Genomic DNA, 21,418 nt, shown 5'->3' with positions numbered 1-21,418 from the left:
GTTTTCCTGTATGGCGGGTATTATGCGTATTCGTTGACTGCCATCCCTTTTCCGACGACGATTGCCACTTCTTTCGACAAGCCCGCCGGATTCGGGCGGATGAACCCATTCTTCGCAGGCGGCAGCGGCTGCCGGGGTGCAGGCTGATTACCGGACTCCCGGGAAACGGCCTGATTCAAACGCTCTTCGCGCCGATGGACTTTCTGCCACTCCTCATATTCTGTCTGCAGTTTCACTGATTGCACCCGGTCAATATAGGCGAAGTTCGGAGAAGCATTCTCCATTCGGTTTGCGTAGATCTGTGATTGAATCGGCTGTATCGGCAGCTGGTATCCCATCCCCTGCACCCTCCCTCGAAAAAAGTCATTGTTGGTTTTACTTAGATACCCGTTTCTCCACACTGGTAAACATCGAAACTGATTATTTTCCGAGCATTTTTTGAATGTCCGCCAAATTGACCGACTGGCCGCTCGCCAGAAGGGAATTGACGAGCTCATCTTCCAAGTGAGGCGGCACGTTCTTGTTGGCAAGCTGGCCGACATTCCGGATGATTTTCCTCACTTGGTTTTCATCTTGGAAGTCCGCATGCTGGATCGCATTCGCAAGTGCGAAAACCTCTTCCATCGGAACCCCGGTTTTCGATTCGATTCTCTTGAAGAAGGAGTCATTCATACTCCCTGTTCCCCCTCTCATTTAGCAAAACGTACTCCCGACAATAATCAGCAGGATGAACAGCACGACAAGCAGCACGAATGTCGAACCGCCGCGGTTATTCCCACACTCACGATATTCTTCGTAACGAGGTCCGCCATAGCAATTGTTCCCGAACATAAGAAAATCCCCCCTCTCTTCTCCCTATCGTATGCATCGGGAGGGAGAAGCGGGCGGGACATTTGTGCATTTCCGGTTTTCTTTACGTTTTCAGATGGTGCGTTTCGATTTGAACAGGAAGGACGCGATGAAACCGAATACGATGGCCGCACTGATGCCGGAACTCGTCACCTCGAACATCCCCGTCAGGACGCCAATGATCCCATGCTTCTCGGCTTCGGCGAGGGCACCATGTGTCAGCGCATTGCCGAACGACGTAATGGGGATCGTGGCCCCTGTTCCTGCAAAGTCGATCAACGGTTCGTATAGTCCGAAACCGTCCAATATCGATCCCGCCACGACAAGCGTACAGAGCGTATGGGCGGGCGTCAGTTTTCCGACATCCATCATCAGCTGGCCGATCACACAGATCAGCCCGCCGACGATGAAGCTCGTTATATAGATGGATAGCATACGCGCTCCCTCATTTCATCTCAATTTCCACTGCATGTGCAATACACGGGATCGTTTCCCCCTGTTGGTACGATAATGGGGACATGAGCGATCCCGTCGCGATCAGAAGGACCCGCTTGTACTGACCGGCGAGCAGCTTGTCGTACACTTCCGAAAAGTAGACGGAAGCCGAGCAGCCGGAACCGCTGGCGCCTGCGAGGAACTCGGGGTGTTTGCCGTAATATTCCGCACCCGCGTCCCGGAACGTATGGGAGACGTTATACTCCCACCGGTCAAGCAGTGTTTTGAACAGTTCGAATCCGATTTTCCCTAAGTCACCGGTCATGACGAGATCGTAATCTTCCAGCGTTTTTCCGTGACCGTCCAGATGGCGTTTGAATGTGTCCGCCGCAGCCGGCGCCATGGCGGCTCCCATATTGAGAGGGTCTGTCATACCCAAATCCGTCACGACACCGACCGTTCCGCACGTGATGACGGGCGCGCCTGCGATGTAAGGCGTGACGGCCGCTGCTCCCGCTGCCGTTGCGGTCCATTGTGCCGTTGCACCCTTCTGGCTCCCGTACTGCAGCGGATACCGGAACTGCCGTTCGATGGCGTTGTGCTGGCTGGCCGATCCCGCAATCACGAGATCCGCCATGCCGGCTTCCGTCAGAAGGGCTGCCGTCAGCAGCGTGGAGACCGACGTAGCGCACGCTGAAAACATCCCCATATACGGAATGCCGACCGTGCCGGCTGCAAAATTGGAAGGCGTCATTTCGTTCACCAGATCGCCGATGAGCAGGAACTGGGCATCCGCAGGTGTTTTATCCACTTTGGATAACGCTATTTTGACGGCTTCCTCCATCATCCTGGCGTGTGCCTGCTCATTCGTCTTCAAGCCGCACCGTTCGTCTTCATATTGCTTATCGGCATACTTCGCAAAAGGACTTTTCTTCTCTTCCAGCGGCCCGACCGTCACGCCTGTCGCAACGACGACGGGCTGGGAAGCGAATGTGAGGAGACCCCGTCCGTTCACCATGAAATCACTCCTAACGCGACCAATATCGACTTGATGAGCGCGACGGCAAATGCCGAGAATACCCCGTAGAGGATGACGGACCCTGCCAGCTTGAACATATTGCCCCCAACCCCGAGCACATACCCTTCAGAACGGTGCTCGATCGCCGAGGAGACGACCGCGTTGCCGAATCCGGTGATCGGAACTGCACTGCCGGCGCCGGCAAACTGGGCGAACTTCTTATACACGCCGAACCCTGTCAGCAGCATCGCAAAGAAGATCATCGTCGCGACTGTCGGATTGCTCGCCGTCCGTTCCGTGAAGTCGAAGAAAGTAATATAGAAAAGTGCAACGAACTGGCCGATCAGGCAGACGAAGCCTCCGGTGATGAATGCGGCAAGGCAGTTTTTCAAATAAGCGGGTTTCGGTGTGAGCTGCTGTTCCAGCTGCTGGTACTTTTTCTCATCCATCAGGTCTCTTCCTTTACAAGTTTGCTCAATTTTTTCATCTTTTTCGTGTAGTTGTCCTTGTTCTGCTGTTCAATCAGCTTATTTGTCTCCAAGAACACTTTACTGTCGGCAGAGACGGTGATATCCATCCCGGGATACAGCTCCTTGAACTGGTCGCCCACCTCTTTTGCAATGGTCCGTTTCCGGAACCGGTCGAACGTGTTGACCCTCAATCCTGCGATGAGACGGTCATCATGAATCAGGAGAACCGCGTTCTTAATGCGCGGGTCGTCTTCCAGGATCGCTTCCGCCTGTTTTCCGTCCTCTTCCGTCGTGTTGACCGTCTTGAAGCCGACTTTCGACGAACAGCCTGTCAGCAGGCAGATGATGATGCCGAGAATAAGCCAGTTACGAATGCCCATCCCCTCCTTTTCCCTCCAGTATGCCTGCTTCCCCTGCGTTTTATTCACACGCGTACAGACGCCCTGTCAGTACGTCCTATTCTGCCATAAGGTATAGGGATCAAACGAAAGGAGGAAATGATTCATGAGTTGTGGATGTGGAAGAAACGAAAACCAGGGGGAAAAGAAGTCACCGACGCACGGTCATTGTGTATGTGAGGCGGTGCGCTTCATTAAACGGCTGCAGGATACTCACCGGGATGAGGACTGCTTCGATTGTGATACAGACTGTTTCATGCGGCCGCTCGGCAGTTTGGTAAGCCCGGCGAACGAACGGTTCAACACGCGGGTGTTCTCATTGCTGACGGAGGACGGCGACTTCTTCAAGTCGATGTACCGTCCAGTCAGTTCAAACGATTCACACCATAGACCGAAGCCCGGCACTTCACCGGCAATCGGCAATTGCTTCTCCGTATTTTTCAGAGTTCAGAATATCTTTGACGACTGCTGTGCGACACTGATGGTCCTCGAACCGCTCGATGCGAGCGGCAACCCGGTCAAACTGATCGATTGCGACAAAATCTGCTTGGAAAAACTCTGTTCAGTCGTGAGCTTCCGTGCAACAAAATCGTGTATCACTGTCGACTTGAATTGCTTCTGTGCGATTCAATGCATTACGGACACATATGTCACACAGTGTCCTCCAACAACGACGTAACAACCATCACGCTCCCGCGGATGCTGAAAAAGACTGCCATGACGGCAGTCTTTTTTTCATGCAGAAACAGCCCCGCCTATGTTCAGGCGGGGCTGTCTCGATCACCGGAAAGGCTGACCTTTCCAATAGACTTCCTCGATCGACTCAAGACCGAGTGTGCGGATCTCCTCGAGCGACTGGCTCTCTTCCGTCACTTTGACAGCAACTTCCGTGTCGGTGATCGACAGGAGATCACCCGTCAGCAGCTGGCCGGCGACGGAAAACTGCAGGGGCCGGTACGCTTTCTGCGGGAAAGGCTCCGCGAGATAGCGGAGCTTCCGGACGACTTCACGTTCGGCGGGAAGCCGGCCGGATGCTTCCTGCACCGCCTGCAGATCAGCTGCCGGTTCTTCGGCAGCATGATCCACAGACTCGTAAATCGCAGTACTTTCGTCTTTTTCAACCTGTACGACCATCACCAATGGCGGCCCGTCGATGAACAGCAGCGGAGCTTGGAGTGAAATCAGCGCCACCTCCTCTACCCGTATACTATGCGCTAAACGCCTAGGGGTGACGGGAATTTCACAACTTGCTGATGAACGCCGTTGCAAGGCCGAGGTAGATCAGAATACTGATCAGGTCGTTCAGTGTCGTGATGAACGGCCCGGAGGCGACAGCTGGGTCGATCTTCATTTTGTGCATGAACAGCGGGATGAAGGAACCGGAAATCGTCGCTGCGAAGATCGAAACGAATATTGCTGCGCCTACGAGCATGCCGATGATCAGTTCGCCCTTCCAGAAAAAGATCAGGCCGATCACGAACACCCCGCAGATCAGTCCGGTGATGATTCCGGTGCCCGCTTCCCTGAGAAGCAGCTTGAACTTGCTTTCCTCTTCGATATCCCGAGTTGCGATACCGCGTACGGCGACCGCCAATGCCTGGGTGCCGCTGTTTCCGGCAGTTCCCGCAATGAGCGGGATGAATGCTGCGAGCAGGGCCACTTGTGAGATCGTATCAGTGAACATGTCGATCAGATTTGCGGTGATCATGCCGAGGATTAGCAGGATAATCAGCCACGGCACCCGTTTCTTCGCTGCAGAAAATGAATTTTTGTCAAAAGTATCCATATTGGAAACACCGGCGAGTTTCGAGTAGTCATCCGATGCTTCCTCTTCCAGGACATCGATCACGTCATCGACAGTGACGATTCCGAGGATGTGCTGCTGGAAGTCGACGACCGGCACGGCGAGGAGGTTATAGTCCTGTGTCGTGCGTGCCACGTCTTCCTGATCGTCCGAAACGAGGACACTGACGACCCGTTCGTTCATGATGGAACGGATGAGGACGTCCTCCTCCGAGGTGATGAGATCCCGGAGCGAGACGACGCCTGTCAGCACATTATCATCATCCACGACGAATACATAATAGATTGTTTCCGCACTCGGTGCCTGGATCCGCAAAATATTCATAGCGGAACGGACCGTCGAGTTTTGCGGTACGGTGACGTACTCCGTCGTCATGATGGAGCCGGCAGTATATTCTTCATAATGCAGCAGTTCTTTGATCTGTGCAGCTGCCTCTTTGTTCATGAGCGTCAGATAACTGACACTTTGGGCCTTATCGAGTTCTTTCAGGACATCGACCGCGTTATCCACAAACATGTAGGAAATCATCTCTGCGGCATACGTCGCCTCCATCTCCTGAAGGAACTCTTCGTATTCGTTCTCTTCGATTTCACTTGTCTCGAAGATTTCAGCCATCTCTTTCGGCGAAAGGAAATAATACATGATCTTCCGCAATTCCTGGCCGGCTTTTTCGTAGAACACGGCACGGTCGTATGGATGCAGCAGCAGATATTCGTCCCGGAAGGCCTTGATATCCTGCTGCCTCAGGTCTTCGATAAGCTTCGTCTCATCGAAATCCACCTCATCTTTACGGTCTTCTGTTGTTTCCATGGCTGCACCATCCTTCCTCTTCGCTGTTCAGCCAGCCTCCTGTATACTCAGCAGTAGTGTGTGAATACTACCTTGAAAAGGAGTGGACCTGTATGTTTGATATGATTGGTGATATTCATGGGTGTTATGATGAGCTGACTGAGTTGCTGTCTGTGCTCGGCTATTCCCTGGAAAGCGGCATTCCAATCCATCCGGACGGCCGCTCCCCCGTTTTCGTCGGGGACGGCATGGACCGCGGCCCGGATTCCCTCCGCGTCCTGCAGCTGCTGTTTGCCCTGCAGGACAGCGGCAAACTTCATTATTCCCCGGGAAATCATTGCAACAAACTGTACCGGTATGCCAAAGGGAACAACGTCCAGCAGACCCACGGACTCGAGACGACAGTGGCGGAACTCGATGCACTGCCGCCGGACGAGCGTCAGGCGGTTCTCTCCCGTTACAGACGGTTCTATGAGAAACTGCCGCTCTATCTGTCGCTGGACGGCGGCAGTCTCATCGTCGCCCACGCAGGGTTGCCCGAGCGCATGATCGGTGCCAAGCCATCCGGGTCGATGAAGACATTCGTCCTGTATGGGGATGTTACCGGTGAGACGCTCCCCGACGGCCGTCCGGTCAGAAGGGACTGGGCAGCGTCCTACAAAGGAAATCCGTGGATCGTCTACGGTCACACCCCTGTCAGGGAACCGCGCTTCACCGGTAACACGGTCAACATCGATACCGGCTGCGTATTCGGCGGATCATTGACCGCTTTCCGCTGGCCGGAGAAGGAGATCGTCTCAGTCCCCTCCCGCCAGCCGTTCCAGCCCGAAAAGTTTACAGATTATTCCTCCTGATGGAGGGAAGCCGCCGCCAGCAGCTCCGCGAGATCGTCCGGAAGGCTGCTTTGGAACGTGACCTGGTGCCGTTCCGTCGGATGGATGAACGAAACACGAGCACAGTGGAGCGCCTGACGGGACAGCAATGCGCACGGACCGCCGTACAGATCATCCCCGAGGAGCGGATGACCGGCGTGGGCCATATGCACGCGGATCTGATGGGTGCGGCCAGTATGCAACTGCAGTTCGACGGCAGTGAACAGCTCGCCCTTCAGTGAATAGCGGCCGGTGACCCGGACGTCCGTCCTTGCATACTGGCCGTCGGGACGGACAGTCCGCTCGATGATGCTGCCGTCTTTCCTGCCGATCGGCTCCTCGATACGGTAATCGTCTCCATCCAAAATCCCGCTCACCAGCGCCCTATACCGCCTGTCGATCCCTGTCTGCTGCATCTGGCTGCTGAGCAGGTGATGGATATGGCGGTTTTTCGCGATGCAGACGACGCCGGACGTGTCCGTGTCGAGACGGGTCACGACATGGACGGTCGCCTGGTGGCCGTCACGTTCATACTTGCCTGCAACCACGTTCGCAAGTGTCCCGGAAGGCTGGTTGCGGGAAGGGATCGTCCCCTGCCCGGCTGGTTTATCGATGACCAGCAGAGCTTCATCCTCGTAAAGGACAGCGAGGTAGCCCGGTTCGGCAATCAGGCCGTCCGCCAGCTGTTCAGGCGGGAACTCGACGGTGACTTCGTCGCCCGCGCTGAGCATCCAGCGCACTGTCCGTTCCACGCTGTTCACTGCAATCCGGCCGCCGCTGTATTTGATGGCCGTGATCGCCCGTTTCGAAAGCTCATTCTGATTGAGCAGATCGCGAAGCAGGATCGGTTCATCTGCTGTGAATGTCAGGCAGAGCGGTGTGCCTTCACTTTTCTTCTTCACTTGCGACAAATGATTCGGACACTCGTTTCCAGAACGGGAATGGACGGAAGCGTGCGAACGAGATCTTTTCTTTCGATACTTTGTACTGGATGGATTTCACATCTTTCTGCAGAAGCTGCAGATGGTCGACCGTCACCATGAAGTCCGGCCCTTTGACGGGTTTCAGCAGGCACGCGTGATGGGCAGGCAGCACGAGCGGGGAACCGACTGTCCGGAACACCCTGTTGTTGATGGAGGCCATTTCCGTCAGCTGCATGCACGATAACGACGGGTGGAGGATCGCCCCGTTCAGCGATTTACTGTAGGCGGTCGAACCTGAAGGCGTCGACATGCAGAGTCCATCGCCGCGGAACCGTTCGAAATGGGCGCCGTTCAATTCGACATCCATGACGAGTGTCACTTCCGGCGACTTGATCGTCGATTCGTTGAGGGCAAGATACGTCGACGTCTCCTCCGAATGCGTGTAAGTGATTTCGACTTCAAGCAGCGGATACTGGACGACGTGGTAATCCTTGCGGGCGATCATGATGACAAGCTTCTCGATCTCCTCAGGCTTCCAATCGGCATAGAACCCGAGATGTCCCGTATGGATCCCGACGAATGCTGTCTCTTTGACGCGGTGGACGTATTTGTGAAAGCCGTGGAGCAGTGTGCCGTCCCCGCCGATCGACAGCACGATGTCCGGTTCCAGATCATCATAGATGAGCCCGAATTCCGTCAAATATTCCTTCGCTTCCGACATCAGCCGGTTCGACAAGTCATCGCCGCGTGATTCAATCGCAAATTTCATAAGTCCGTCTCCCCTTTCCATGTAGTGTCCTGGATATCCCGTTTTTCCGTTTCCTTGAAGGAGCTGAAGTACGTCTGGGCTTCGTGGATTTCATCACGGATAAGCGACATTTCCTCATCGAGCCGGAATGCAGCCTCCGCCGCCCCTTCCAGCCGCTGGCGTATGACGTCCGGAAGCTCCCCCTGGTACTTGTAATTCAGCGAATGCTCGATCGACGCCCAGAAATTCATGGCAAGCGTCCGGATCTGGATTTCCGCAAGCACCGACTTTTCCCCATGGATCGTCTGGACCGGATACTCGATGATGATATGGTACGAACGGTATCCGCTCTTCTTTTTGTGTGATATGTAGTCGCGCTCTTCGACAATCCGCATATCTTTACGCTCCCGCAGCATGTTGACGACACTTCCGATGTCATCGACGAACTGGCACATGATCCGCAGTCCGGCGATATCGGGGACTTCCCTCTCGAGTTCCTGTGAAGGCTCGAACGGGATTCCCTTTTCAAGGGTTTTGTCATAGATGCTCGCGAGCGGTTTCAGCCGTCCTGTCACGAATTCGACAGGGGCATGACGGTCCTCCAGCTTATATTGGTGCCGGAGCCCTTTCAGTTTCACTTTCAGCTCTACCACGGCCTGCTTATAGGGAGCTAGAAAATCATTCCACATTCTCATTTGAGCCGCCTCCCTCTCCTCAGTCACCCCATCGTCTGCAGCGTATCCGCAAATGCCTCCTCGACCGCAAGCATGAACGTCTCCCCGTAATTCCCGTTCCCTTCGATATTGAAGACGAGCATCGTCAGCTCCTCCGTGAACCCGTTCAGTACGATCTCAGCATCGCTGCAGGCGAGCATCGGGTCCTGGCTGCCTGCTGAGAGCAGCTGCATGAGCGGCCAGACGCCCTGCGTAAAGTGAAGATACTTATAGTCTTCCCCGTCTTCAAACAAATAGACAAACGTCCCCTCATCCGAATCCGTGATCATTTTACCGGCAGGCTGCTGGCCGAGCTGTTCTGCGGGTCCTTCATAGGTGAAAGTGACCGTTCCATCCTTCACATATCCGTTTGTAATCCGATATTCTATACGCACAAGTTTTTCGTCCCTTCCCTTACGTTCAGTACAGATAGTTTACCATAGAGTGCCCCGCGTTGCAGTTGGGATTATGCTTTCGAACTGTAAATTGATATACTGAAAGAAGAACTGGATAGGCCACGGATAATCATGGACATCGAAAGGACCGATCGGTATGGATACGCAGATAATTCGTACACTTTTTGAACTCAATTCCCTCCAGACACTCGGCGCAGTCCGGTCGGCAGCGGAACCCGGAGCCGCCAACACAGAATTTTTCCAGACGCTGATGGCAGAAATGACGGGCGATCCCTCAGTGACGGACGCGCTATCAGGCTTTTCCGCATCTGCACTCGGCAGTCTCCAGGCTCCTCAAGGGACCGTGCCGTTCTCCTTCCAGCCGATTCCACAAGTGAACACGATGGCGGACGCCATGCAGGTGATCGACCGGACGACGGCGAGCCGGCCTCCTCTCGTCTACAACGGAGGAAGCGTCAACACGGCATACGCTCCGCTCATCGACAAGGCAGCCAAACAGTATAATGTCCCGCCGGCCCTGATTGCCGCAGTCATCAAGCAAGAATCGAACTTCAACAACGACTCCGTCAGTCATGCCGGCGCCCGTGGTCTCATGCAGCTCATGCCGGGCACAGCCAGGTTCCTCGGAGTGGACGACGCGAGCGACCCCGAACAGAACATTATGGGCGGCGCGAAGTATTTGCGGCAGATGCTCAACCAATTCGGCGGCGACATGAAGCTGTCCCTCGCAGCCTACAATGCCGGTCCCGGGAACGTCCGGAAATACGGCGGCGTGCCTCCATTCCGCGAGACACAGAACTATGTTACGAAAGTGATGAACAACTATAATACGTATAACGCATGACAGGACGCCGCGGCCGCAAGAGCGATTTATTTGTGAATGGCATATAGGGTTGATAAAATGAACGTACAGAGTGACAACAAAGGAGAATGACATTCATGACACGAAAGCCTTTGATACCTTTCGAGGAAATCGGCGAAGCACGTTTGTCGGAACTCATCGACCGGTTCTATGCCAAAGTCGCGGTCCATCCTGACTTGGCACCTATCTTCCCGGATGACTTAAGTGAAACAGCCCGAAAACAGAAACAGTTCCAGACCCAGTACCTGGGCGGACCGAACCTATATACGGAAGAACACGGACACCCGATGATGAAAGCCAGGCATATGCCGTTTCCGATCACACCGGTACGCGCACAGGCATGGCTCGCCTGCATGAAGGAAGCGATGGATGATGTCGGACTCGAGGGACCTCTTCGCGACATCTATTACCAGCGCCTCGTCATGACAGCCAATCATATGGTGAATCGCAGCGAGGAGGGAGATCAGTGAACTACAGAACGCTTGCAGAAGCAGACCGTGAACCGGTATCCCACCCGAGACCCATCGAATTATATGTTTTCCTGGATCCGCTCTGCCGCGACTGCTGGGCGCTCCAGCCGATACTGCGCCGTCTCCAGATCGACTACGACCGCTATTTCACCCTGCGGATCGGTCTGCTGACGTCCCTGCCGAAGATGAACTTCCACGTGACGGCAATCGACGAAGAAGACGCCGCCGAAGGGCAGGACCCGTTCTCAAAATCCCACCCCGCATTCCCGAGCATCGCCATCAAAGCGGCGGAGTTCCAGGGGAAGCGTGCAGGATTCCGGTTTCTGACGAAATTATTCGAGTACTCCTTCTTGAAGTCACGAAACGTGAAATCATTTTCAGTACTGCTCGAGATCGCCGAAAAGCTGCATCTGGACAAAGACGAATTCATCAGCGACTTCTTCTCCCGCAACGTCCTCCAGTCGCTTCAGGTCGATTTGCACCTGGCCAAGGAGATGGCTGTCGAGAAGTCACCGACCTTCGTGTTTTTCAATGAAAACATCGAAGACGAAGGACTGATGGTCGACGGCTCCTACAGCTATGGAATCTATGAACAGATCCTCGAAGAATTGACCGGCACCCCGATCACCCGGGAAGGGGCCCCTCCCCTCGCCGACCTCTTCACCCGCTTCGAGATGCTTTCGACGCCCGAAATCGCCGCGATCTATGGCATGACGGAAAAGGAAAGCGAACGGGAACTGAAGAAGCTGCTGCTGAAGCAAGAAGTGGAACGCGCTGTTTTTCATGACAATGTACTGTGGCGGAAACGCTGAGGCTGGAAGTCGAACAGGCAAGGAAAAATCTGTGATTTTTCCTTGCCTGTTTTTTTTGTGTGGTGGATTAGGATGAGGTTGTGGTGGGTGAAGATGGCGGGTTTATGAGCGATATTTGCGATTTATGAGCGGTTTTTGGGATTTATGAGCGTTTTTTGCATTTTATGATCGCTTTTCACTATTTATGAGCGATTTATGAATTTTATGAGCGCTTTTCCTGATTTATGAGCGTTTTTCACGATTTATGAGCGATTTCCACGATTTATGAGCGTTTCCCACGTTTTATGAGCGCTTTCCGACTCCAATAAAAAAAGAAAGCACCGCTCCTGGGGGGAAGCGGTGCTGCATAAAGGGAATGGGAAAAATGTTCACGTTCAAACAAAAGGGGTGTATGTTTGGTTTGTGAGTTTCATTCACAAGTTAAATCTATCATAAAATAATTGTTGCAGCAACATTTCACAAACAAATTCATAGTTCTGTCACAAATCATCATATTGAAACCGCTTACTCAAAGACTTTTCTGAAGAACCAATTGAAAACGCCCCTGCAGAAAGATGCAAGGGGCGCCTCGTTTTTCATTATATCAATATACTTGTCTTACTGCTTAGCGAGCAATTGCTCCAATTCGTTGAGCCGCTCTTCAAACACGCGGCATGCTTCTTCGATCGGTGCCGTCGTTGTCATGTCGACGCCGGCTTTCTTCAATACTTCGATCGGGTAGTCGGATGAGCCGGCCTTCAGGAAGTTGTTCACGTAACGCTCGACTGCCGGCTCGCCTTCCGTCAGGATCTGATGACTGAGAGCGACTGCTGCGCTGTAGCCGGTTGAGTATTGGTAGACGTAATAATTCATGTAGAAGTGAGGGATCCGCGACCATTCCAGGCCGATCTCCTCGTCGACTGTCATCGCACCGCCGAAGTATTTCTTGTTCAGTTCGTAATACACTTCGGTCAGTTTCTCCGCTGTCAGTGCTTCCCCCTGCTGGTCCAGCTGGTAGATCTTATGCTCGAACTCGGCGAACATCGTCTGACGGAACACAGTGCCACGGAATCCGTCGAGCCAGTGGTTCAGCAAGTAGATCCGCTTCTGCTCGTCTTCGGTCGTTTTCAGCAAGTAGTCGTTCAGCAGCGCCTCATTGACAGTGGATGCAACTTCCGCGACGAAGATCGAGTAGCCGCTGTAGATGTACGGCTGGCTCGCGCGCGAATAATAACTGTGCGCACTGTGGCCGAATTCGTGTGCCAGTGTGAACATGTTATTGACGTTATCCTGCCAGTTCATGAGGATGTACGGATTCGTGCCGTATGATCCGGATGAATACGCACCTGAACGCTTCCCTTTGTTTTCACGGACGTCGACCCATCGTTCCGCCAGACCTTTGCGGATGATGTCCCGGTACTCCTCGCCCATCGGCTTGAAGCTTTCGAGCATCGTGTCCGCCGCTTCCTCGTACGTGACTTTCATGTCCAGGTCCTTCACGAGGGGTGCATACAGATCCCACATATGGAGGTCGTCCAGCCCGAAGACTTTTTTGCGCAATTCGATGTACCGGTGAAGCAGTCCGACGTTATCGGAGATCGTATTGACGAGATTGTCGTATACCTGTTCCGGGATATGGTTATTCGAAAGCGCCGCTTCACGCGCTGATCCGTAATTACGTACGGACGCATTCACGTTGTTCGCCTTGACATTGCCTGACAGTGTGGAAGCGAATGTGTTTTTGAACGAACCGTAAGTTGCGTACATCGCTTTGAACGCTTCTTCCCGTACGGAGCGGTCCGGGCTTTCCAGGAAGTTGATGAAGCGGCCGTGTGACAGTTCCACTTCCTCCCCTTTCTCGTTCTTTACCGTTGGGAACGTCAAGTCGGCGTTGTTCAGCATGCTGAACGTCTTCGACGAACCGCCTGCCACTTCCGACATTTCCGCGAGCAGCGCTTCCTGTTCTGCCGGCAGGACGTGAGGACGTACGCTGTTCAACTCTTCCACTTCGTGCGCATAGACAGACAAGCCGTCGTTTTCAGCGACCATCTTGTTCAGTTTCTCTTCGTCGATCGACAGCAGTTCCGGCAAGAAGAACGACAGTTTCGTCGACACTTTGACTGCCAGTGTCTTCGCACGGCTGTCCATTGCCTGGTACGTACTGTTCGTCGTATCCTGATCCGTTTTCAGGTGGGAGTACGTGTATAGCCTGCCGAGCCGCTGTGACAGTTCATCCCTGTACTGAAGTGCTTTCTCCAGCTGTTCCGGTCCGTCATCCAGCGTCCCTTTGAACGAATCCGCTTTCTTGGACAGTTCCTCGATCGCTTCGTATTCTTCGTTCCAGGCTTCATCGCTCGGGAAGATGTTCTCCAAGTTCCATGTTTCTTCTACGTTCACTTCATCGCGTGTTAACAATTTCTCTGCCAATGTATGAATCCCCCTTCATCCCGTTTGTTCGGGATACGAATCTTTTACCATTTTCTCAATTTTCTATTTGATTTGCAAGAAAATGATCCGACAGAAGCGACATAAATTCCTGTTCCATCCCTTTTTTCGTCTGTCCCCCGCTTCCTTTGACGCTGATCCGCTGCAAGAACTGGAGATATGCGATGCAGGCGTCCGTCTGGCGGTCGGAATTTCCAGGATAGCGATGGACGAATTGGCGCAGCCGGTTCACCGGCACACGTGACAGAGGCAGCTGCCACCGTTTCAGGGAAATGGTCAGGTCGAGCTGCCATGCACAGTCATGGACCGCGAAGGCGGATTGGTTCCGGACAGGTACGCCGATGCGGGCGGGCATATCTGCAGGATGGAGCCGCATTTCGTAGCAGTTGCGCAGGAACGGATCCTGGACTCCTTTGCGGCTGACGAACAGCGCCCGCTGCAGGAATGCGGTGCGGTGCATCTGATAGCACGATCTGTATCGCTCGAGAAGGGTTTCGTCGGGCGGTTTCGGACGGGCGAAAGGAAATGTCTGCAAGTGTAGCGGCAGACAGCGGTGGACACAAAGGAAACGGTTCCCTTCCATGTGGAGGAGATGGCTGAAATAATGGAACTGATGGGGGCGCGGGGAGAAAGTGAGCAGTGTATCATTGGGGGAGATGCTCGATGAAAAGAATTGCTGGTGGAATGAAGTGAAGCTCAGGACATCGACGCCTGCAGGTCGTGCCTCGTATTTGGGCGGGGTCCTCAGCATCCAGATCGGAGCCATGCCAATCGATTCGTAGCCTGCACTCCGGCTCTGCTGCAGATCAGGAGCGATCCGGCTGCATTGAAACTCGATCGCCGCTGCCTGATCGCCGTGGCGGATGAGCAGATCGGGGCGCTGCGACAGCTCAGGGAGAAACGGTTCCAGCTCCGGCTGTTTGCCCAAACGGCTGAATAAGGTGTACAGCAGCTGCTTGCCCATCAGATGGTCGGCGGATTCCCCCTCAGAGAATGACGAACGGCAGTCGGAATCGGACAGATGGGCGAAATGGGGGATCCGGACAGTCCCGACTTTCAGAATGACGCGTTCTTTGCATTGCGGACAGTGGAACGTCCGGTCCGTCCGCCATAGTTTCAGTTGCTCGCGTGAGCGGGACGCGTCCAGGATGATCGGGGTCCCGTCCCTTAATGTTGCGGTCAGTATGGTCAACACTCCCTTCACTGAATAGTGTACGAATTCTGACGCAGGAATGCAACTGAAAGCCGGACACAAAAAAACCACCCCGGAAGGTGGCGAAAAGTATTAGAAATAGGAATTGATCGTCTGGAAGACTTCGCTTCCCATGACTTCTGTTCCGTATTCCTGCAACCGGTGGACCGTCATGTTGGTAGGGACTGCGAATTCAAGAACGATGCTTTCGATATCGATCTTGTCGGACAGCTCCTTGTCGGACCCGGTATAATCTATATGGAGATAGTATTTGTTCTCGAACGAGTACAGCGCAGTGGACTCATCGAAGTCCGCCAGCTGTGATGCCAATGGGATGAGGTCGTCGAACTCGCTGAAGGCAAACAGTTCACGTGCCGACTTGACCCGGTTATCTGCAAGGGGATCGCCTGCTTTGTCGCCGGTATCCATTGCAGCTTCCAATTCAGGCTGGAACAGTTTGCGAGGATCGTCAATGCCGTACGGGTATTCCGTGGACTCTCCGTCTTCCGGAAGCTGCGCCCGCGTGACCAGCACTTCTATCCCGCCGCTCATCGCATGCACTTGAATCCACAACGGACCTTCGATCTCGAATTCAATATCGGATTCCGTGTCGATCTCCTCCATCATATCCCAAAACAATTCTTCGCTTTTATCGCGGTTGTACCAGACTTCTTCCCGGGTGAATCCGCGTTCCTCGATATCGACATAGGACAGATAGAACTTGACCGTATTCTCATTGATGCGTTCGATTTCCATGAGTTTCCTCTCCTTTCCCCTGAACCAGACAATCTGCCTGGCCATTATTTGTTCCCGCGTTGCTTCTTCTACTATATGTTCAATTCTCCGGCAGTGAAAGGGTTTTGCCTCATAAGGAAGCAGACAAATTTTTTTTGGTAATAAGCCGGCCTCTTAAAACCGTCATAGGCGTGTCCGGCTGCTGGTGCCACTGGCGGGGATGGAGAATCGAAAAAGCTGATAGGTTACCGGCATTCACCATGTCATCCCCTATCAGCTTATTTATATGAGTTTGGTTAGTTGACCATCCGGCGTGCTTCCAGCAACTGATAGGCTCTAACCTTTCTTGGTAGGAAGCGGCGTATTTCATCTTCATTATACCCTACTTGCAGACGTTTTTCATCTAAGATGATCGGTCTTCTCAGAAGTCCCGGATGTTCCTGGATCAGTTCGTAAAGACGCTGAAGCGGCAGGCTTTCCACATCGACGTTCAGCTTCTGGAAGATCTTCGAGCGGGTGGAGATGATTTCGTCCGTCCCGTCTTCCGTCATGCGAAGGATCTGTTTGATTTCGTCAATATTCAGAGGCTCGGAGAAAATGTTGCGCTCTTCATATGGAATTTCATGTTCCTCCAGCCATGCTTTCGCTTTTCGGCATGATGTACAGCTTGGTGAAGTAAATAATGTAACGCCCATTTGCTGACACTCCCTTTCAATCGGCTCCGTATCGAGTTGAATTCCTAATTTACATTAGAATGATTTTAAATTATTGTTCATAGTACCTATTATACACACATTTGTTCTCAATGAATACACCTTTTAAAAAATATTTCCAGTGAACCAGTGGATTTGTAACAATTCCGCAATACAATCAGTATCCGGCTGTATGATTCAGACAACTATCTGTAAAGATATACCCGGCTTCCTTTGCTGATAAACCTGTTTTTTGCTGTTCCGGATTATCAATTACGGGTTTCCAATGAAAATGGATTACACCTACATAGTACGTTCCAAAATGGGAAAGGTTTCATGCTGCGGCATCCCTTTTCACGTTTGTCCTACTTCCATTATTCCCCGCTATGCGGATTTAAAACTGGTTTCCTGCTTGCTTTTTAAAATACCCCGTATTATAATAACTCCAATTATAAAACGGCAATGATGGAATGAGTATTTCGGATCCTAGCTCTTACAGAGAGCCTGTGGCTGGTGGGAACAGGCAGAGCGGTCCGGAAGAATGGGCTCCTGAGCTCGGTGATCGGCAGTGAGCCTGCTGCTGATCGCTGCGTCTTCCCCGCGTTAAGGGTTTGAGCGGCCTTCGGGCAATTCGGGTGGCACCGCGGTTCCTGCACATCGACCGTCCCTATACAGATAGGGATGTGTTGGTGTTTTTTTGTATTCATTTTTAAGGAGGAACATATGATGACAACTATTTTTTCAGGGGTTCAGCCGACAGGCATCATCACGCTCGGCAACTATATCGGAGCTTTCCGCCAGTTCGTCGAGCTGCAGGATGAAGCGGACTGCATTTTCTGCATCGTGGATCAGCATGCGATCACCGTCCAGCAAGATCCGGACAAATTGAAACAGGCGATCCGTTCGCTTGCGGCTACGTACATCGCAAGCGGGATCGACCCGGAGAAGTCCGTGCTGTTCATCCAATCGGAAGTCCCCGCGCACGCACAGGCGGGATGGATCATGCAGTGTACGGCATCGATCGGCGAATTGGAGCGCATGACCCAGTTCAAAGACAAATCGGAAGGCCAGGAAGGCGTATCGGCAGGGCTGCTGACGTATCCGCCTCTCATGGCGGCGGACATCCTGCTCTATAACACGGACGTCGTGCCCGTCGGCGAAGACCAGAAACAGCACCTGGAGCTGACACGCGACCTCGCGGAACGGTTCAACCGCCGTTATGACAAGGTGCTCACGATGCCGGAAGTTCGCATCCCGAAAGTCGGCGCGCGCATCAAGTCGCTGCAGGATCCGCTCAAAAAGATGAGCAAATCCGACGCCAATCAGAAATCGACGATCTACCTGATGGATACACCGAAGCAGATCGAGAAGAAGATCAAGAGCGCAGTGACCGATTCGGAGGGGGTTGTCCGATTCGACGTGGAAAACAAGGCGGGTGTTTCGAACCTGCTGACGATCGAGTCCGCTCTTACTGGAACTTCAATCGAGGAACTTGTCCGGAAATATGACGGTCTCGGATACGGCGCGTTCAAAGCGGGTGTCGCGGAAAGTGTCATCGCTCACTTGGCGCCGATCCAGGAGAAATATCATGAACTGATGGAGTCCGAGGAGCTCGATACGATCCTCGACGCCGGTGCCGCGAAAGCGGACGCCATCGCTTCAGCAACCCTCACGAGAATGGAAGCCGCGATGGGACTCGGACGTAAACGGTAAGCAGCAGAAGGACAGCTGCCCCTGCGAACATCGCAAAATCGGCGGACCTGAGGATGAATATCGCGACCGTCCGCATGTCGAAGCCCATTGACGTGTAATTCAAATAGGTGATCATCGTCGTGCACGTCGTGACAATCAGCCCGTAGCTCAGCAGGAATAAGAATAATCGAATCATCCGATCCGTCCCTTTGCAAGTTGGTGATTCATTATATGACGGGCGCCTGCCGTTTACGACCGGGGCTGTCCACGAAAAAAAAGAGCGGTACTTCGCAAAGTTCATTTGCGAAGCCGCTCTTTTTCCGTGCCATCAGATTTTCTTGAAGATAAGGGAAGCGTTGTGACCGCCGAAGCCGAGTGAGTTGCTCATCGCATACTCGACGTCCGCTTTCCTCGGTCCGTCCGTAATGTAATCGAGATCGCATTCCGGATCCGGGTTTTCGTAGTTCGTTGTCGGAGGCAGGATCCCTTCCTTCAGGGCCTTCACTGTGAAGATCGCTTCGATGCCCCCTGCTGCGCCGAGAAGATGGCCCGTCATCGATTTCGTCGAACTCATTGCGAGTTCGTATGCGTGCTTGCCGAAGACCGTTTTCGCCGCCATCGTTTCGAACGCGTCATTATACGCTGTGCTCGTGCCGTGTGCGTTGATGTAGCCGATTTCCTCCGGAGCGATTTCCGCTTCTTTGATCGCCTGCTGCATCGCGCGGACAGCGCCTTCGCCTTCCGGTGCCGGTGCCGTGATGTGGTAGGCGTCCCCTGTCGACCCGTACCCGACCAATTCCGCGTAGATCTTCGCGCCGCGTGCTATTGCGTGTTCGTATTCCTCGAGGATCAGGATGCCGGCCCCTTCGCCGATGACGAAGCCGTCCCGCTCCTTATCGAACGGACGGGAAGCGGTAGCCGGATCCGGATTGAGCGACAGTGCGGTGTTCGCACAGAACCCGGCAACTGACATTGTCGTGATCGGAGCCTCTGCTCCCCCTGTGATCATGACGTCCGCGTCGCCGCGGCGGATGACTTCGAATGCATCGCCGATCGAGTTCGTTCCGGAAGCACATGCTGTCACTGTACATGAATTAATGCCTTTTGCGCCGAAATGGATGGACACCTGTCCTGAAGCCATGTCGGGAATCATCATCGGCACGAAGAACGGGCTGACGCGACGGTAGCCTTTTTCCTGGAATGTCAGGAACTGCTTCTCGTGCGTTTCCATTCCGCCGATCCCGGAACCGATCCAGACGCCTGTACGGAGCGCCGTCTCTTCATCCAGCTTCTCGAGCCCTGCGTCTTTCATCGCCATGATGGAGGCCGCCATCGCGTAGTGGGTGAACCGGTCCATCTTGCGCGCGTCCTTGCGGGAGATGTATGTTTCAATGTCAAAGTCCTTCACTTCCGCAGCGACTTTCACCGGGAACTGATCGGCGTCCAGGCGTGTGAGCGGACCGATGCCTGATTTGCGGTCGAGGACCGACTGCCATGATTCTTCCGCCGTATTTCCTACCGGGGAAACGGCCCCGACTCCGGATATGACTACACGTCGTTTTTCCATTATGTGAACTCTCCTTCATCTGTTAGATAGACTGGCTGTTCAGCCGATTCGGCGCATGGACGGCCGGGAGCGCCTTACTTGCCCCACCGCATGCAGATGCCGCCCCATGTGAGGCCGCCGCCGAAACCGACGAGTACGACGACATCATCCTCTTTCACCCGGCCTTCCGCCAGGTCGTCGTACAGCGAAATCGGGATGGATGCTGCTGATGTATTGCCATATTTGTGAACCGTTTTGGACATTTTCTCCGGAGGCAGTCCGAGACGTTCACGGGATGCCTCCATGATGCGGATATTGGCCTGATGCGGGATGAGGAAGTCGATATCTTCCTTGCCGAGACCCGCTTTCTCGATGACGTTGACAGCTGTCTGCCCCATCTGACGCACAGCGAACTTGAACACTTCACGGCCGTTCATGCGCAAGTAGCGGTCCTGGTACAGATGCTCCCCGCCGGTTCCGTCCGCGCCGAGTTCGAAGGACAGGATTCCGCGGTCCCCGCTCGTCTTGCCGACGATACCGGCGCCCGCCCCATCACCGAAAAGGACAGCCGTGTTGCGGTCTTTGTAGTCGGTGATCTTCGAAAGCTTTTCAACTCCGACGATGAGGACATAGTCACACGTGCCGGCTTCGACGAAATGCTTAGCTGTGACGACGCCGTACATGAAGCCCGCACAGGCCGCAGATATGTCCATGGCACTTGCATTCTTCGCACCAAGACGGGCCTGGAGCATCGTGGATACGGATGGGAACGGCTGATCCGGTGTGACCGTAGCGACCAGAATCATGCCGATCTGCTCTGCCGTGATTCCCGCTTTTTCAATCGCTTCCTGAGCAGCTGCAAATGCCATATCGGACGTATCCGTGAAATTGTCGGCGATCCGGCGCTCTTCGATTCCGGTGCGCGTACGGATCCACTCATCCGACGTGTCCATCCGTTTTTCCAGATCTTCGTTTGTCAGCACGTGTTCAGGGACATACTTGCCAATACTGAGAAGTCCAACACCCATTGCTCATACCCCGTTCCTTGTTAGCTATTATTAGTACCTGGTATCAATTATAAATCTTTTTGCGTTTTTTTTCAATAGCGGCGTCACGATTCCGTCAAACTTCTTCAGTCTCTCGCGGATTCGGTATATCAGGACGCCGGCCGGTATGATATGATGGAAGATGAATATGTATGCTAGAGGTGATGTAAATGAGATTCATCATGACATTTGTCTGGTCATTCCTGCTGGTTTCCATGCTGAACTATGTAGCTGGCGCCATCGCGAACGTACCGACTTTCGAATTCACTACTGGAATTATCGTATCCCTCGTGCTGTCTGTAATGATTTTCGTCATTACGGCCATCATTCCGGACGAGCCAGTAGCAGATCTATGAGTTGAATAATGCAGCAGGGAAGGCGTTTGCCTTCCCTGCTGTTTTTTTGTGCGTTTGGGTTGTTCTGCTGGGGCTTAGTGCGCGGGATGCAGGCGTTCGGGCGATAAAGAGCGGTCCTAGTGACCGATGACGCGAAAAATGCAAGCTCTCGGGCAA

At 53.5% G+C, this 21,418-nt stretch carries 27 protein-coding genes and 1 other annotated feature; of the genes, 7 read left to right on the top strand and 20 right to left on the bottom strand.

Translation table 11 applies throughout. The features are described 5' to 3' along the window. Nucleotides 1–20: 20 nt before the first annotated feature. The 7 genes from NFU03_RS00435 to NFU03_RS00405 form a co-directional block, all read right to left on the bottom strand. Complete coding sequence (locus NFU03_RS00435) at nucleotides 21–338, bottom strand: hypothetical protein (RefSeq protein WP_251635150.1); 318 nt, start codon at nucleotides 336–338, stop codon at nucleotides 21–23. 82 nt (nucleotides 339–420) lie between these two features. Beyond that, the gene (locus NFU03_RS00430; RefSeq protein ID WP_251635149.1) at nucleotides 421–672 is read right to left on the bottom strand and encodes a stage VI sporulation protein F; all 252 of its coding nucleotides are present in this window, start codon (nucleotides 670–672) and stop codon (nucleotides 421–423) included. A gap of 21 nt (nucleotides 673–693) precedes the next feature. Continuing rightward, the gene (locus NFU03_RS00425) at nucleotides 694–831 is read right to left on the bottom strand and encodes a YjcZ family sporulation protein (RefSeq protein ID WP_251635147.1); all 138 of its coding nucleotides are present in this window, start codon (nucleotides 829–831) and stop codon (nucleotides 694–696) included. A 90-nt stretch (nucleotides 832–921) separates the two neighbouring features. After that, nucleotides 922–1,284: a stage V sporulation protein AE gene (gene spoVAE / locus NFU03_RS00420; RefSeq protein ID WP_251635145.1), complete on the bottom strand. Its 363-nt coding sequence runs from the start codon at nucleotides 1,282–1,284 to the stop codon at nucleotides 922–924. Between the two features lie 10 nt (nucleotides 1,285–1,294). After that, complete coding sequence (locus NFU03_RS00415) at nucleotides 1,295–2,302, bottom strand: beta-ketoacyl-[acyl-carrier-protein] synthase family protein (RefSeq protein WP_251635143.1); 1,008 nt, start codon at nucleotides 2,300–2,302, stop codon at nucleotides 1,295–1,297. Next, complete coding sequence (spoVAC, locus tag NFU03_RS00410) at nucleotides 2,296–2,751, bottom strand: stage V sporulation protein AC (RefSeq protein WP_251635141.1); 456 nt, start codon at nucleotides 2,749–2,751, stop codon at nucleotides 2,296–2,298. The genes NFU03_RS00415 and spoVAC overlap by 7 nt, the downstream gene beginning before the upstream one ends. After that, complete coding sequence (locus NFU03_RS00405) at nucleotides 2,751–3,152, bottom strand: hypothetical protein (RefSeq protein ID WP_251635139.1); 402 nt, start codon at nucleotides 3,150–3,152, stop codon at nucleotides 2,751–2,753. The genes spoVAC and NFU03_RS00405 overlap by 1 nt, the downstream gene beginning before the upstream one ends. Before the next feature lie 124 nt (nucleotides 3,153–3,276). Here NFU03_RS00405 and NFU03_RS00400 point away from each other — a divergent pair, with 124 nt between their 5' ends. Then, the gene (locus tag NFU03_RS00400; RefSeq protein WP_251635137.1) at nucleotides 3,277–3,849 is read left to right on the top strand and encodes a CotY/CotZ family spore coat protein; all 573 of its coding nucleotides are present in this window, start codon (nucleotides 3,277–3,279) and stop codon (nucleotides 3,847–3,849) included. 101 nt (nucleotides 3,850–3,950) lie between these two features. Here NFU03_RS00400 and NFU03_RS00395 read toward each other — a convergent pair whose 3' ends face one another. Both NFU03_RS00395 and mgtE read right to left on the bottom strand, forming a co-directional pair. Then, complete coding sequence (locus NFU03_RS00395) at nucleotides 3,951–4,361, bottom strand: hypothetical protein (protein WP_251635135.1); 411 nt, start codon at nucleotides 4,359–4,361, stop codon at nucleotides 3,951–3,953. Nucleotides 4,362–4,410: 49 nt separating this feature from the next. After that, a complete protein-coding gene (gene mgtE, locus NFU03_RS00390) occupies nucleotides 4,411–5,784 on the bottom strand; it encodes a magnesium transporter (RefSeq protein ID WP_251635133.1) in 1,374 nt (457 codons plus the stop codon). Nucleotides 5,785–5,876: 92 nt separating this feature from the next. Here mgtE and prpE point away from each other — a divergent pair, with 92 nt between their 5' ends. Beyond that, nucleotides 5,877–6,617, top strand: a complete 741-nt coding sequence (gene prpE / locus NFU03_RS00385) for a bis(5'-nucleosyl)-tetraphosphatase PrpE (protein WP_251635132.1) — start codon at nucleotides 5,877–5,879, stop codon at nucleotides 6,615–6,617. On the opposite strand, the gene NFU03_RS00380 is transcribed toward prpE, so the two are convergent. From NFU03_RS00380 to NFU03_RS00365, 4 genes are read right to left on the bottom strand one after another with little or no spacing between them, the layout of a single operon-like run. Then, complete coding sequence (locus NFU03_RS00380) at nucleotides 6,605–7,537, bottom strand: RluA family pseudouridine synthase (RefSeq protein ID WP_309296242.1); 933 nt, start codon at nucleotides 7,535–7,537, stop codon at nucleotides 6,605–6,607. The genes prpE and NFU03_RS00380 overlap by 13 nt on opposite strands. Next, nucleotides 7,521–8,327 carry an NAD kinase gene (locus tag NFU03_RS00375; RefSeq protein WP_251635130.1) on the bottom strand — a complete coding sequence of 269 codons (807 nt, stop codon included), beginning with the start codon at nucleotides 8,325–8,327 and terminating at the stop codon, nucleotides 7,521–7,523. Before NFU03_RS00375 ends, NFU03_RS00380 begins: the two co-directional genes overlap by 17 nt. Beyond that, nucleotides 8,324–9,001, bottom strand: a complete 678-nt coding sequence (gene yjbM, locus NFU03_RS00370) for a GTP diphosphokinase (RefSeq protein ID WP_251635129.1) — start codon at nucleotides 8,999–9,001, stop codon at nucleotides 8,324–8,326. The genes NFU03_RS00375 and yjbM overlap by 4 nt, the downstream gene beginning before the upstream one ends. Before the next feature lie 23 nt (nucleotides 9,002–9,024). Next, nucleotides 9,025–9,414, bottom strand: a complete 390-nt coding sequence (locus NFU03_RS00365; RefSeq protein ID WP_251635128.1) for a UPF0738 family protein — start codon at nucleotides 9,412–9,414, stop codon at nucleotides 9,025–9,027. 157 nt (nucleotides 9,415–9,571) lie between these two features. On the opposite strand from NFU03_RS00365, the gene NFU03_RS00360 reads away from it, so the two are divergent. The 3 genes from NFU03_RS00360 (at nucleotide 9,572) to NFU03_RS00350 (ending at nucleotide 11,579) form a co-directional block, all read left to right on the top strand. After that, entirely contained in the window at nucleotides 9,572–10,279 is a 708-nt protein-coding gene (locus NFU03_RS00360) for a lytic transglycosylase domain-containing protein (RefSeq protein WP_251635127.1), read from the top strand. 95 nt (nucleotides 10,280–10,374) lie between these two features. Further along, a complete protein-coding gene (locus tag NFU03_RS00355; protein ID WP_251635124.1) occupies nucleotides 10,375–10,767 on the top strand; it encodes a globin domain-containing protein in 393 nt (130 codons plus the stop codon). After that, the gene (locus NFU03_RS00350) at nucleotides 10,764–11,579 is read left to right on the top strand and encodes a DsbA family protein (RefSeq protein WP_251635122.1); all 816 of its coding nucleotides are present in this window, start codon (nucleotides 10,764–10,766) and stop codon (nucleotides 11,577–11,579) included. Before NFU03_RS00355 ends, NFU03_RS00350 begins: the two co-directional genes overlap by 4 nt. 597 nt (nucleotides 11,580–12,176) lie before the next feature. Here NFU03_RS00350 and pepF read toward each other — a convergent pair. The 4 genes from pepF to spxA all read right to left on the bottom strand — a co-directional run bounded on the left by pepF (nucleotide 12,177) and on the right by spxA (nucleotide 16,625). Further along, nucleotides 12,177–13,985: an oligoendopeptidase F gene (gene pepF / locus NFU03_RS00345; protein ID WP_398289460.1), complete on the bottom strand. Its 1,809-nt coding sequence runs from the start codon at nucleotides 13,983–13,985 to the stop codon at nucleotides 12,177–12,179. A gap of 55 nt (nucleotides 13,986–14,040) precedes the next feature. Then, entirely contained in the window at nucleotides 14,041–15,195 is a 1,155-nt protein-coding gene (locus tag NFU03_RS00340; protein ID WP_251635121.1) for a competence protein CoiA, read from the bottom strand. 93 nt (nucleotides 15,196–15,288) lie between these two features. Then, nucleotides 15,289–15,951: an adaptor protein MecA gene (gene mecA / locus NFU03_RS00335; RefSeq protein ID WP_251635119.1), complete on the bottom strand. Its 663-nt coding sequence runs from the start codon at nucleotides 15,949–15,951 to the stop codon at nucleotides 15,289–15,291. Nucleotides 15,952–16,226: 275 nt separating this feature from the next. Next, on the bottom strand, nucleotides 16,227–16,625 hold the full coding sequence (spxA, locus tag NFU03_RS00330; protein WP_025786060.1) for a transcriptional regulator SpxA: 399 nt from the start codon (nucleotides 16,623–16,625) through the stop codon (nucleotides 16,227–16,229). Between the two features lie 450 nt (nucleotides 16,626–17,075). Beyond that, nucleotides 17,076–17,294: a binding site (T-box leader), on the top strand. A 54-nt stretch (nucleotides 17,295–17,348) separates the two neighbouring features. On the opposite strand from spxA, the gene trpS reads away from it, so the two are divergent. Beyond that, nucleotides 17,349–18,335, top strand: coding sequence for a tryptophan--tRNA ligase (trpS, locus tag NFU03_RS00325; protein WP_251635117.1), 987 nt, complete (start codon nucleotides 17,349–17,351; stop codon nucleotides 18,333–18,335). Here trpS and NFU03_RS00320 read toward each other — a convergent pair. The 3 genes from NFU03_RS00320 to NFU03_RS00310 all read right to left on the bottom strand — a co-directional run bounded on the left by NFU03_RS00320 (nucleotide 18,292) and on the right by NFU03_RS00310 (nucleotide 20,888). Then, a complete protein-coding gene (locus NFU03_RS00320; RefSeq protein WP_251635115.1) occupies nucleotides 18,292–18,510 on the bottom strand; it encodes a YuzI family membrane protein in 219 nt (72 codons plus the stop codon). The genes trpS and NFU03_RS00320 overlap by 44 nt on opposite strands. A 132-nt stretch (nucleotides 18,511–18,642) precedes the next feature. After that, nucleotides 18,643–19,881, bottom strand: a complete 1,239-nt coding sequence (gene fabF, locus NFU03_RS00315; protein WP_251635114.1) for a beta-ketoacyl-ACP synthase II — start codon at nucleotides 19,879–19,881, stop codon at nucleotides 18,643–18,645. A gap of 74 nt (nucleotides 19,882–19,955) precedes the next feature. Further along, nucleotides 19,956–20,888 (bottom strand): beta-ketoacyl-ACP synthase III, encoded by a 933-nt coding sequence (locus tag NFU03_RS00310; RefSeq protein ID WP_251635113.1) that lies wholly within the window; start codon nucleotides 20,886–20,888, stop codon nucleotides 19,956–19,958. 188 nt (nucleotides 20,889–21,076) lie between these two features. Here NFU03_RS00310 and NFU03_RS00305 point away from each other — a divergent pair, with 188 nt between their 5' ends. Then, the gene (locus tag NFU03_RS00305; RefSeq protein WP_251635112.1) at nucleotides 21,077–21,262 is read left to right on the top strand and encodes a DUF2929 family protein; all 186 of its coding nucleotides are present in this window, start codon (nucleotides 21,077–21,079) and stop codon (nucleotides 21,260–21,262) included. The last annotated feature ends 156 nt before the right edge of the window (nucleotides 21,263–21,418 follow it).

This window comes from Sporosarcina sp. NCCP-2716, from assembly GCF_023707985.1.
Taxonomy (GTDB): Bacteria; Bacillota; Bacilli; order Bacillales_A; family Planococcaceae; genus Sporosarcina.
This window is presented reverse-complemented; position numbering and strand designations above follow the sequence as displayed.